This is a genomic window from Orbaceae bacterium BiB (assembly GCA_036251205.1).
Classification (GTDB): Bacteria; Pseudomonadota; Gammaproteobacteria; order Enterobacterales; family Orbaceae; genus Orbus; species Orbus mooreae.
In genome coordinates, this window is sequence record CP133958.1 from 2,158,233 (window position 1) to 2,171,690 (window position 13,458).

A 13,458-nucleotide genomic window follows, 5' to 3' on the forward strand; every position below is an offset into this window, starting at 1 on the left:
AAATTTAGATATATTATTGAAAGTATGAAATTTATAGTGGGTATAAAGTAACTAGCGGCTTTTAGCCGCTAGTTTGCTCTAATCCATATTATTAAACTAAATTTGCCCAGCCACTGGCGTAAAATACAACTAAGGCAATAGCGATAATAACCGTCCCGATATTGAGTTTTTTCCATTCCCCTGCACAAACCCTTCCTACAACTAGTGTTGCAAAACCGAGCATAATGCCGGTAACGATATTACAAGTAAACACAATAAATACAGCACATACAAGACCAGATATCGCTCCAACCATATCGGTAAAATCTAGTTTAGCAACATTTGATAGCATTAATAAGCCAACATACATTAATGCTGGGGCTGTTGCATAAGCGGGTACTAAGTAAGATAATGGTGAGAAAATAATAATCAATAAAAATAAGATACCGACGACAATCGCTGTTAAGCCCGTCCGTCCCCCTGCAGCTGTTCCTGTTGCAGATTCAATATATACTGCGGCTGGTGATGTGCCGACTAATCCAGATAAGATACTACTAACGGAATCAGCTGCTAGTGCTTTATCGACATTCATAATTTGGCCATCTTTATCTATCAAATTAGCTTGTCCTGCAACAGCTCGAATAGTACCTGTTGCATCAAAAACAGCCGTCATCACTAACGCTAAAATAGTTGGTAGCAATGATAATTTTAAAATGACTGAAAAATCTAAACTAAAAAGTAATGAACTACCATCACTTGATGTTAAAGATGGAATTGCAATAAAACCTGAATAAGTTACATTAGGATCAAAGATCAAACCAATAATTGAAATAAGGATAATTACTAATAATATTGCACCTGGAACTTTTCTTTTTTCTAAACCAATAATTGCAGCTAAGCCAATTAATGTGCATAGTACTGGGAAAGACGTAAAATCACCGAATGCGACTGGAATATCAGAGGTCGTATTTTTAACGATTAGTTCCACTTGGCTATTTGTCACTGCAATAATAAATAGAAACAGACCGATACCGATACCGGTGCCATGTGCAATTTGAATCGGAATATTACGTAAAATCCAAGTTCGTAATCCTGTAACAGATATAGCTGTAAAAATGATTCCCATAAAAAATATCGCACCTAGTGCTTCGGAAATCGTTATATTTACACCAATCCCTAAACTATAAGCAGTAAATGCGGCAAGAGAAATTGCACAACCAATCGCCATTGGCAAATTAGCCCAAAAGCCCATTAAAATAGAGCCGACTCCTGCAATTAGACAGGTTGAAATAAATACAGCATCCGCTGGAAATCCAGCATTAACGAGCATTCCTGGTACAACAATAACAGAATATACCATAGCAAGAAACGTGGTTAACCCTGCAATTACTTCGCGTTTAATGGTTGTATTTCGTTGTGATATTTTAAAGAAACGTTCACAAAAACAGTTTTGTTCGTTAGACATAACTTCCCCTATAATTTAAATCAAGATGATTAATGGCTTCTAAATTCTGATATTGATAATAATAAGTATTCGCTATATTCACGTTATTATTTAGTCGTTCTAAGTTAATGTAGTAGTGACTAATTTGATAAATTATTTTCTGGCTAACCCCAGATTTTTATAAAATTAGCTAATTCTTAATCCTGCAATATATTGATAGTAAAGTAAGAGGATTAATCTTGCGCGTAATCATACAGCTCAACGTGATTAAAATCCATAAATGGTCGTTATTTCTGGGGAAGATTAATAGATTTTCAATGGTATCTTATGTTTCCGCAAGATTTTTTTGCCTGAGCAGCAGATAATACCAAAAATAATTAATATTAATGATATTAAGTGATAAAAATGTATTTTTTCACCTAATAATGTAATGCTTAAAAGTCCTCCTGATATTGGTATGACATGCGTAAATATTTCACTACGCGTTGTTCCAATTATGGATATCCCTTTATTCCAAAATACGTAGGCTAGCCAAGAAGGAAATAAGACAAGGTAAATGATGCCAAATACAATGTTTATTGAGAAGCCTTGTATTAAAATTACTGTATTTTTCGAAACTAGCATATAAATGATATAAATTGGTATTAAAATTAGGGTTCCGACTAAAGAACAGAAACTTACAAAAGCAGTATGGGTCACTCTTTTATCCTTTAATCTTAATAAAGCACAATAAAAAGCCCAGCTTAATGCTGATATAATGGTGAAAAGATCACCTATACCAAATGAAGAAAATTTTCCTTTAGTTGTCGCATAGCTTAAATAAATTACACCAATTGTACTAATAATCACACCAATTATATTTCGTAGCGTAATTGACTCTTTAAATAAGAAAAAATTAATAAGCAGCACAATACAAGGTGTCGTTGATATGTAAATCGCTGCATTTAGTGAACTTGTATATTGTAAACCGATATATAATGTAAGGGGAAAACAGACTTGACCTAAAAAAGCATAAAGTGAATTAATGAGCCATTTTTCTGATAAAAAATGCCACTGGGAGCGGATCATTTTCCAATATAATAAAAACATTAATAATGTTGTAAATCCCCAGCGTAAAACACTTAAAGCATAAGGATTAATATAATCGACTAGAATATGCCCTGCTACATAATTCCCTCCCCAAAAAATAGCGGCTAAGGTGAGTAATAGATAAGCCATAATTAATCCCCATTTATTTCTTATAATATCTAATAGTTATTTGTGTTTAATGCTAGCGATAACGAAAATTTTTTAAGATAGAAATAAATTGTTTATAACCGTGACATTAATGGTTAACCTATAGATTTAAAGAGATACTGCTGCGTTAATTTCATATTAAAAATAAATCGGGCAGTATCCAGCTATATTATTGTTTTTGTAACTTAGCAAATTCAGCTTTAGCTTTTTCTAACTGAGCAAGAAATTCAGGGTTAGAGTGTAATGTTGCTACAACGGCAGAAGCTACCACTCTTGCTGCATCGACATCACTTTGCCAATGATATCCACAAATAACACGACTTTGTCCTAATTCATATCCTCTTTTTAAAATTGCATCTTGTTTAGCTGGATTGATTTCAGTCAACACTAAAGCAGAAGCCCAGCCGATAGAGGTATGTCCTGATGGATATGACCCATTTGTTGAAAGTGCTTTTTGTTCTTTTGTGTTACAGGTTTCTACTCCGTAAAATGCAAATGGTCGAATACGCATATATTCTTGTTTTGCGGAGCGGGTTGCTAAATCACCTGCATCTTCAATCATATTGGTTAATAATTTATGAATTTCGGGAGCATCTTTTTTAGTAATTGGAAATCCAAATGCGGTAGAAAAGGCGTTAGCTACACCACCAGCGGCTAGATCTGCATCGGCTGCTGCCTGTTTTCCTCGTTCAGTCCCTCTTAATAAGAACCCTTTTTCGTACATTGCCTGATCGTATAAAAATAAAATACTACCAATCTCGGGTGGTGGAGGGAGAAGAGCTAAACTATCAATAGCTTGTGAATTTTTTAAGTAATAAAGATCGGGTTTGGTCGTGGCATCATTACCAGACGGAACACTCGCAATAACTGAACTTGATAATAAACCAAATAATAGTGTGGATAATAATACTTTTCTCATCTATATGACCTCTTTTATGACTGTGTTTTAAAAGTATAGTCGACTATTGCACCAATTATTGTGACATTTATCACAGCACCAACATTACTATAATTCATTACCATCCATTTAATTCCCTGTATCAGGCTATTTAAAATCGTATTGATAAAATATTGTAGTATTAGTCATAGAAAATTTTATCCAGATAATTTATTTGTTGTTACTTGCAACGTTATTGCCTCTGAGTTAATCTTGGAATTCCTCTCCCAAATTGTTGCCGATTATAGAATAACGATATGCGAAAATTATTAATCCTTTTTTTATGGTTAGTTACTTTTAATGTGATGTCCAGTCAGTGTGAAGAGTTATTCGAGAGCGAAGATTTTAATGCTATTTTTAATGTTTGTTATGGTGAGGCTGCTAATACGTCTATGACAGATCAGGGCGAGATCACCGGGTTAGTCGATGGCTCTCCAGAAGTACAATATATTTTAGGTAACTTATTTGAATATGGCTACGGCATAGAAAAAAATGATTGGGCTGCAATATATTGGTATACAAAAGCAGCAGATAAAGGGCATGCTAAAGCTCAATATCAATTGGGTAATTTGTATAATACATCTGATTCACAATTTAGCGTTCCCTGGGATTTAGGTTTGGCTCAATATTATTTAGGACTTGCTTGCAAAAATGGTATCTCAGATGCTTGTCCTGATTATGAAAGTTTATTACAACTATAATTTAATTAGTATTCTCCATCATATTCGGTGATATTTTTCATAATTATTTTGTAGTTTGTCCAAAATTTAGTGAAGTATTAGCTTAAAGAAAATAAATAACGTTATAGGCAATTTAAAACTTTCTCATGAATCGTCGATGATCGTTTAGATAATAAGATTAGTTTACTAACATTTTGCCTAGTTAGTTTTCTCTATTAAAAAGGAATAGTTATGAACAAGAGTAAAATACTCGTATTAGGGGCTGGCGGAATTGGTGGATATTTTGGGGGGCGTTTAGCTGAAGCAGGGCAAGATGTTACTTTCCTTGTCCGTGAGCATCGGCAAACGCAGCTACAAAAAAATGGGTTAACGATTAAAAGTCAGTTTGGCGACTCCCATTTATCGGTAAAGACAGTGACCTCTTATCATCTAAAAGAGTCTTACGATTTTATTATTATTGCTTGTAAGGCTTATGATTTAGAGTCAGCATTAGATAGTATATCCCCTGCAGTTGGTACTTTGACGACAATTATTCCTTTGTTAAATGGTATCGCTCATATTGACATACTAAATACTCGCTTTGGCCAGGAAAAAATACTGGGCGGCAGTGCTAAAATCCAAGTTACAATGGGGGAGCAGGGGGAGATCTTACATCTAAACGATTGGTGTGATTTAACTGTTGGTGAACAATCAAACGAGATATCTAAACGAGTCCAGCTATTTACTACTCTATTTGCACAAACAAAGGGCATCCAGATTAATGCCGTTAGCAATATGATGCAACAAATGTGGCAAAAACTTGTCCATTTAGCGACTGCAGCAGCGATGACATGTATGATGAGAGCGAATGTTGGTCAAATTGTTAGAACCCCTGAAGGTAAACAACAATTTTTACAATTGCTAGATAAAAATGCCCAGATAGCGAGTCAAAATGGCTACCCGCCTAGTGATAGTTTTATAAAAAGTTATCAAGCTATTTTTTCTGATCCTAATTCACAGTATACGACGTCAATGCTTCGCGATATTGAACGAAAAAATCGTATTGAAGCCGATCATATTATCGGTTTTATGCTAGATAAAGCGATAGAGGCGAATATTGAATGTATAACATTACATTTAGCTTATACGCACTTAAAAGCTTACGAACAACAATTATTATCTTAATACTTATTCTTTTTACACTACTCATTTTAGTTAGTCGGAATTTGCTTATTATATTCAATAAATCAATAATATAGTTAAGCAAATTCTTTTCTATTCGCCTCGTTATATAAGCTTATTTTATGATGGGATAAACTAGACTAGACAATCAAAGATTGAGTAAACTCATATCCTTTGCAAGGATGGTTACTGTGATAATTTGTCGCAATACAAAAAAGTTGTATAGGTCATTTAATGAAAAGTGATATGGTTTATCAAGAAGGTGGTTAGGCTAATCGGATCGTATAATTTTTCTTTTAAACTTGATAACAAATTGTGATATTGACGGTTTTATGCTAGTTTCATCACCCATAGGTAAAATTCAAGTATTACTGATTTTTGTAAGGTTTATGTATGTCCAACTCATCCGCTAAAAAAGTTGCTTTTGCTGCTTTTATTGGAACAACCATTGAATGGTATGATTTTTATATTTATGCATTAGCATCGGTATTAATCTTTGGTCAACTTTTTTTCCCTGCTGATAATGAGTTGATTAAAATTTTAGGGACATTTGCAGCCTTTGCCGTTGGTTTTTTATCAAGACCTTTAGGAGCGCTTTTATTTGGTCATATTGGTGATCGTCTTGGCCGCAAAAAATCGCTTATTATGACATTACTACTAATGGGTTTTGCAACAACATGTGTGGGTTTATTACCCTCTTACCAATCAGCAGGAATCATTGCACCTATTTTATTAATTTTACTGCGGATTTTGCAAGGTATTGCCGTCGGTGGTGAATGGGGAGGGGCTGTTTTATTGGCAAATGAGCACGCACCCAAAGGGTTAAAAAATTTTTTTTCATCCTTTGCACAGTGGGGGAGTCCAGCCGGTAATATTTTAGCATTGTTAGTTTTTTCTTATATCATTCGTTTGCCAAATGATCTGCTCATTAATAGTGGGTATTGGCGTATCCCTTTTTTAGTTAGTTTCATTCTACTCATTATTGGCATTATTGCTCGAATAACATTAACTGAATCGCCGGTGTTTACTCAGTCTTGTCAAAAACAGCAAAACTTAAAAAAAGAGTCAGCCCCGATACTTGAAGTCTTTAAACATGCTTTCCCATTATTAATTTTAGCGATTGGAGCGAATGTTTTATCATTTAGTGGTATTTTTTCTAATACATTAATGATTGGTTATACCACTATAGCGATGGGGATAGAGAAAAGTATTATTGTCGATGCGCTATTTTGGGTCGCTCTGGTTCATTTTATTGTTCAACCTTTTATTGCCTATTTTTCAGAGAGGGTTTCAGCTTCTCGTTTTTTAATTGGCTCCGCTATTTTTGCAATGGTATCTGTTTTCTTGGTATTTCCTATTATTCAACAAGGAACAAAAATTAGTTTTATCATCGGTATCTCATTAAATGTAATCTGCTATAGTGGTTTTTATGGTGTCATTGCAGGCTATTTAAGTCGAGTTTTTCCTGTTCGAATACGTTATACCGGCCTTTCGATGAGTTACCAAGGCTGCGCTGCTATTTTTGGAAGCCTTATTCCTATGATTGGTGGATATATTATTTATAAATATCATGCTTTATGGTATCCATTAGCGCTTTTTTATTGTTGTTTGGCATTGATATCGATTATTTGTATTTATCTATTAAGCCGTTATCACTATTATAATGAGTAAAAAGGCAAGTTATTATGAAAACAGTTTTATCTATCCAATCTAATATTGTGTATGGTTATGCAGGTAATAAAGTTTCAACATTACCGATGCAATTACAAGGCGTTGAAGTTATGCCAATCCATACGGTACAATTATCTAGCAATACGGTGTACCCTAATTATGATGGTATTGTACTTGGTGATAGGCAAATAACTCGAATCATAAATAGCTTAGAAAAAATTGGCATTCTAGGTTCAATCGATGCGATTATTTCAGGATATATTGGTCTTGCTGAGCAAGGCGAAGAGATTCTTGAGGCAGTTAAAAAGATTAAATATTACAATCCCAATGCAATTTATGTTTGTGATCCTGTGATGGGTGGGGATATCTATAAAGGAAGTTCACTACCATCTAATATTATTGAGTTCTTTAGCCATAAAGCGATTCATCATGCTGACTATATCACACCAAACTTATTAGAATTACAGATATTATCTAATATTGAGATAACGAATTTTGATGATGTGATGAAAGCGATAAAAGTACTAAAACAATCTCCAATTCAAACTATATTAGTTAAAAATCTTGTTCATGCAGGTAAAACAGTGGATAAGTTTGAAATGGTTTTGTCAACTCAGCAGAATAGCTATCATTTAGCTCGACCATTATATGATTTCCCTTATCGACCGCTAGGCGTAGGAGATCTTATTTGTGGTCTATTTACCGCTCATTTAGTTAATGGTAAATCAATGTTGATGGCGTTTGAATTAGCAGCAAATGCAGCTAATCATGTATTGGCTATTACAAAACAAAAAAATACTCGAGAATTAGCAATAATTGAATCACAAGAATGGATTAAGAATCCTGATTTAAAATACCGATCAACAGAATTCTCATTATAAAAAATGGTAAGTTAATATGGAAAATTGGTTCAATATTATCAATGGTACTGTCAAGTTAACCTATCTTTTGTATAATCATACAGATGAATACTAATAAAATCTATCAACGACACCGTTACCATTCTTTGATTATTAGCCATTGCGTGTGGCTATATTATCGGTTTACGTTAAGTTATCGTGATATTGAACTCATCATGATGAAAAAAGGGATAGCTGTTACGTATGAATCCATTCGTTATTGGTGTATTAAATTCGGTAAACTTTATGCAAAACGAATTAAAAAAGTTAAGCGCTATGGTGAGGTACTGTCAAGTTAACTATTTTTTGTATAATCATACAGATGAATACTAATAAAATCTATCAACGCCATCGTTATCCCGCATCTATTATTAGCCATTGTGTCTGGTTATATTATCGCTTTACATTAAGTTATCGAGATATTGAACTCATCATGATGAAAAAAGGGATATCTGTTACCTATGAATCCATTCGTTATTGGTGTATTAAGTTTGGTAAACTTTATGCTAAACGAATTAAAAAGACTAAATGCTATGGTGATCATGTTTATATGGATGAAGTCTTTTGTAAAATAAATGGAAAACGTGTTTATTTATGGCGTGCCGTTGATCAAGATAGTCAAACGATTGATGTATTAATTCAAGAAAAAAGAGACAGTAAAGCAGCTAAACGATTTATTAAAAAGATAAGGAAAAGTATTAAACAGCCTGCTTTAAAAGTGGTTACTGATAAGCTAAAAAGTTATATTAAGCCTATCAAAACGTTACTTTTATCTACACCTCATATTACTCAACAATATGCTAATAACAGAGCAGAAAACTCACACCAAGCAACAAGGCTTAGAGAAAATAAAATGCGTAGATTTAAATCATTAAAACAAGCACAATTATTCTTATCGTGCTTTGGTAATATCTATGATCATTTTAATTGTGCTAGGCATTTATGCTCAGCTAAAACCTTTCGAATTTTAGCTGAACGTCGATTTAAAGAGTGGGGCGCTATTACCCAAGTTGCGCCTGAATTTCAAAATTAGGGATCAAATGTCAAATTAAGATTTGTGTGAAAAAGTTAATTTGACAATGCCTTCGCACTTATAAACAAAAAAACAACTGAACACTTGACATAATTACCATTTAAAATAAAATAATGCGAAATAAAACACAAAACAACAGCAGAATGCTAAGGCATCATTGTCGGCACCATAAATTAATCAATAAAATATTGTTTGCTTGTAGCACTCATTTATTGTCTTTATTTATTGATAACATTTCTTATCAATTCCATTCCTATCTTATATTTAGTCACTTGTTATACATCTACCTAATTACGCTATTAAATACTGGCTTAATGAAATTAAGCAACTTAGTATTTGAGAGTACTTTCGTTTGCATGAATTTATCTAAAAATGCTGCAAAATTAATTTTAACAACAAATTGGAATAAGGTTAAATATGTTTCGAAATTATTTGTTTATTAGTTCTTTTTTTGTCCCTGTTGCATTTGCAGCGGATCCTTTAAATGATACAACAATTAGCAGTATTAACAACTTTTTAAAAATAAGTCAAGATATTCAACTTGAAGCAAACAGAGATTATACATCTGATGGTTCTTCAGCTTCCCCTAGCCAATGGTTAAAAATGTATGATAATAATCAGACTAAAAAAAGTTTAGAAATAAATAGCAACGATTATCTCGTTACCATAGAAAACTACCATCCCGTGCTTAATGGTAAGGGAACTAACGGATCAGTAATATCATCCAAAGGCGATGTTTCTTTAATCGGAAACTATACTTTTCAAAATAATATTTCAGAAAACACTGATTCTGCATTATCAGGATCTGGCACCAATGATGTTCAAGGTGGGGTTTTACATGGTCAGAATGTAAAGTTAAAAACAGGAATTAATGGTTCTCTTTTATTCCAAAATAATAAAATTATTACACCAAATTCTAGTTCAGCAACAGCCTATCAAGTAAATGCTTATGGCGGGGCTATTCGTGCTTCTTCATTAAATATTATTGGTGAGAAAGGGACTAAAATCAAATTTGAAGGTAATGAAATTCACGGAAATACTACTTATGGTGGCGCAATCTACGTTTCGTCATCATTAAATTTATCTGGAGAGTCAGTTACTTATTCTTTTACCAACAATTTAGCCCAATCAAATAAATCAGGTGCGCTGGCTGGAGCTATTTATATCTCAGCAGGTAATAACTCAGCTAGACTAGACGCAAGTAACTCTATTTATAAATTTGATGGTAACACTGTTGAAAGTTTAAACGGTTCCTCTGCTAAAGGAGGGGCTATTGCCACAGCAGAGGGAGGAAGTTCTCCCATGAAAATTTATTTAAATGGAGATAACTCTCGTTACTCTTTTACAAATAATAGCGCTGAAAGTACCGTAATACATAATCCGGGGCTTAATAGTGGGTATGGTGGTGCAATTAATGTTGGTGGAGAGCTTTATCTAAATAATACAACGAGCAATTATGTGTTTGATAATAATAAAGTTAGTGCTGACAGAGCATTTGGTGGTGCTATTTCAATGATAACCTTCGCACAACTGAGACAAGCCGGTTATAAAGCAAAGTTAGAATTAACTAATACGACGATGACAAATAATTCAGTCGTATCCAATCATCAAGGCTCGGATTCTTATATAAATAAGGCTTACGGAGGTGCAATTTATGCCTATGGTGCTGATGTTACTATATCTGGTAATTCATTATTTTCGGGTAATTCAACCACTGCAGCGAATAGTGTCACCAATTCTAAATATGTATCTGCTTACGGTGGCGCAGTTTATTCAACAAGTGCGATTGAAACTATTAACGGAGGGAAAGTTGCAGATAATATTGATGTGACGATGGATTTTGTTACGAATAGTGGCGAAACGATTACTTTCAAAGATAACTACACCATGACTAATGGATTCAAAGCTGATAATGATATTTACTGGGATGGCGCAGCAACCGGTGGTTCTCATACAGTAACGATACAAACTGACGCGAATAGTAAAATTGAGATGCTAAGCTCAATAGGATCAAGCAGTGTAGCTAATGTGGATATCAATAAATTTGGCGATGGCACTTGGGTATTGGGTAAAAATAGCGTATTTGCTGGCAAAACAAATATTGCGATTAATCAAGGTGTTTTAGAGTTAACTGATAGCAACAGCACTATTACGTTAGATAATACTAATGGCTCTACATTTAGTATTGGTCAAAATGGTAACCTCGTCGGTAACTATGGAATAATTAATAGTAAGGTAACCAATAACGGTACAATTTATATCAACAATTCAGCAACCACAACTATTTCAGGTACACCAGGTTTGATGATTAATGGTGATTATGTTGGTAATAATGGGACGCTAATCCTAAATAGTGTTCTTGGTAATGATTCATCACCAACGGAACAATTAGTAATTAACGGTAATGCTACTGGTACAACAAATGTAACCATCAATAATCTTGGCGGTTTAGGAGCTCAAACAATTGAAGGTATAAAAATTATCGATATCACAGGTAATTCAGCAGCAAACGCATTTACAGCGGATAATATTGTTGCGGGTGCTTATGAGTATACTTTACAACAAGGTAATGCTCGACCATCAAGTGCCGATACACAAAGTTGGTACTTAACAAGTTTATCAAGAAGTGGTCCGATAGTTCGTCCTGCAGGTGGATCTTACCTAGCTAATCTAGTCGCTGCCAATAACATTTTTAACTTAAGACTACATGACCGCCTTGGTGAAACCCAATATACCGATTTAATTACGGGTGAAGATAAAGTAACCAGCATGTGGCTTCGAGCACGTTATGGCTATGATAAGTATAAAGATGGATCAGGACAATTATCAATTAAAAATAATTGGAACTTTGTACAGCTTGGAGGCGATGTCGCCGAGTGGAGTAGTGATAACTTAGACCGCTTTCATTTAGGATTAATGGGAGGTTATGGTCATAGTTCGAATAAAACCACTTCGAATGTCAGTGATAGAACAGGGAAAAGTAACATAGACGGATACAGTGCTGGCATTTATGGCACTTGGTATAGTAACGATGAAGATAAAGTCGGTCTATATGTTGATAGTTGGTTACAGTGGAGTCGATTTGACGCGACTGTCGATATTGAGGGTGCTAGCAGTGAAAAGTATAAACTAAAAGGATTCTCAGTTTCTGTTGAATCAGGTTATAGTTTACTTGCTAAAGAATGGGAAAATTATAACTTATGGTTACAACCTAAAGGTCAATTAACATGGTCTGATGTTACCTCTGCTCGACACGTTGAATCAAATGGTACTGTTGTGACTAGTGATAAAGACATGATACAAAGCCGTTTAGGACTTAAAATGACTTGGAGTAATAACGATAGCGTTTTTGCAAAAATGAATCAAAGAGGCCAAATTTTTATGGAGGCAAACTGGTTACATAACTTCAATATATTTGAGGTAAAAATGAATGATACCAGCGTAAATCAAGCTGGCGCAAGAAATATTGGAGAGGTTAAACTTGGTGTTGAGGGTGATATAGCCAAAAATACTAACTTATGGTTTAACGTTGCCTTTCAAGCTGGAGAACATGATTATGAAAATGCCAGCATAATGCTTGGTGCAAAATATAGTTTCTAGTGCTTAAACCGGTACTGTCAAATTAACTTTTTCACACGAATTTTAATTTGACATTTAATTCCTATTTTTGAATTTTAGGCGCAACTTGAGTAATAGCGCCCCACTCTTTAAATCGACGTTCAGCTAAAATACGAAAGGTTTTAGCTGAACACATATGTCTAGCACAATTAAAATGATCATAGATATTGCCAAAACACGATAAGAATAATTGTGCTTGTTTTAACGATTTAAATTTACGTATTTTCCTCTCTCTAAGCCTTGTCGGTTGATGTGAGTTTTCTGCTCGATTATTGACATATTGCTGAGTAATATGAGGTGTAGATAAAAGTAACGTTTTGATAGGCTTAATATAACTTTTTAGCTTATCAGCAACCACTTTTAAAGCAGGCTGTTTAATACTTTTCCTTATCTTTTTAATAAATCGTTTAGCTGCTTTACTGTCTCTTTTTTCTTGAACTAACACATCAATGGTTTGACCATCTTGATCAACGGCTCGCCACAGATAAACACGTTTTCCATTTATTTTACAAAAGACTTCATCCATATAAACATAATCACCATAGCGCTTAACTTTTTTAATTCGTTTTGCATAAAGTTTACCGAATTTAATACACCAATAACGAATCGATTCATAGGTAACAGAAATACCCTTTTTCATCATGATGAGTTCAATATCACGATAACTTAATGTAAAGCGATAATATAGCCACACGCAGTGGCTAATAATCGAAGAATGGTAACGGTGTCGTTGATAGATTTTATTAGCATTCATCTGTATGATTATACAAAAGATAAGTTAACTTGACAGTACCTCCGAG

General features: G+C 34.0%; 10 protein-coding genes and 1 pseudogene. 7 read left to right on the top strand and 4 right to left on the bottom strand.

The genetic code is table 11. From position 1 onward, the window contains the following. Positions 1 to 91: 91 nt before the first annotated feature. From RHO11_10195 to RHO11_10205, 3 genes are all read right to left on the bottom strand, one after another. Positions 92 to 1,444 carry an NCS2 family permease gene (locus RHO11_10195; GenBank protein ID WVD60857.1) on the bottom strand — a complete coding sequence of 451 codons (1,353 nt, stop codon included), beginning with the start codon at positions 1,442 to 1,444 and terminating at the stop codon, positions 92 to 94. A 282-nt stretch (positions 1,445 to 1,726) separates the two neighbouring features. Continuing rightward, complete coding sequence (locus RHO11_10200) at positions 1,727 to 2,641, bottom strand: DMT family transporter (GenBank protein ID WVD60858.1); 915 nt, start codon at positions 2,639 to 2,641, stop codon at positions 1,727 to 1,729. Positions 2,642 to 2,828: 187 nt separating this feature from the next. Then, positions 2,829 to 3,578, bottom strand: coding sequence for a phosphatase PAP2 family protein (locus RHO11_10205; protein ID WVD60859.1), 750 nt, complete (start codon positions 3,576 to 3,578; stop codon positions 2,829 to 2,831). A 275-nt stretch (positions 3,579 to 3,853) separates the two neighbouring features. Between RHO11_10205 and RHO11_10210 the strand changes: the two genes are divergently transcribed. The 7 genes and pseudogenes from RHO11_10210 (at position 3,854) to RHO11_10240 (ending at position 12,640) form a co-directional block, all read left to right on the top strand. Next, entirely contained in the window at positions 3,854 to 4,297 is a 444-nt protein-coding gene (locus RHO11_10210) for a tetratricopeptide repeat protein (GenBank protein WVD60860.1), read from the top strand. A gap of 210 nt (positions 4,298 to 4,507) precedes the next feature. After that, a complete protein-coding gene (locus tag RHO11_10215) occupies positions 4,508 to 5,440 on the top strand; it encodes a ketopantoate reductase family protein (protein ID WVD60861.1) in 933 nt (310 codons plus the stop codon). A gap of 390 nt (positions 5,441 to 5,830) precedes the next feature. Beyond that, positions 5,831 to 7,108, top strand: coding sequence for an MFS transporter (locus RHO11_10220; protein ID WVD60862.1), 1,278 nt, complete (start codon positions 5,831 to 5,833; stop codon positions 7,106 to 7,108). Positions 7,109 to 7,122: 14 nt separating this feature from the next. Beyond that, positions 7,123 to 7,989, top strand: coding sequence for a pyridoxal kinase PdxY (gene pdxY / locus RHO11_10225; protein ID WVD60863.1), 867 nt, complete (start codon positions 7,123 to 7,125; stop codon positions 7,987 to 7,989). 83 nt (positions 7,990 to 8,072) lie between these two features. Beyond that, positions 8,073 to 8,246, top strand: a pseudogene (locus tag RHO11_10230) (IS6 family transposase). Positions 8,247 to 8,329: 83 nt separating this feature from the next. Then, positions 8,330 to 9,040 (top strand): IS6 family transposase, encoded by a 711-nt coding sequence (locus RHO11_10235; GenBank protein ID WVD60864.1) that lies wholly within the window; start codon positions 8,330 to 8,332, stop codon positions 9,038 to 9,040. A gap of 417 nt (positions 9,041 to 9,457) precedes the next feature. Then, positions 9,458 to 12,640, top strand: a complete 3,183-nt coding sequence (locus tag RHO11_10240; protein WVD60865.1) for an autotransporter outer membrane beta-barrel domain-containing protein — start codon at positions 9,458 to 9,460, stop codon at positions 12,638 to 12,640. A gap of 61 nt (positions 12,641 to 12,701) precedes the next feature. Here the strand turns inward: RHO11_10240 and RHO11_10245 are convergent, their stop codons facing one another. Then, on the bottom strand, positions 12,702 to 13,412 hold the full coding sequence (locus tag RHO11_10245) for an IS6 family transposase (GenBank protein ID WVD60866.1): 711 nt from the start codon (positions 13,410 to 13,412) through the stop codon (positions 12,702 to 12,704). Positions 13,413 to 13,458: the final 46 nt, after the last annotated feature.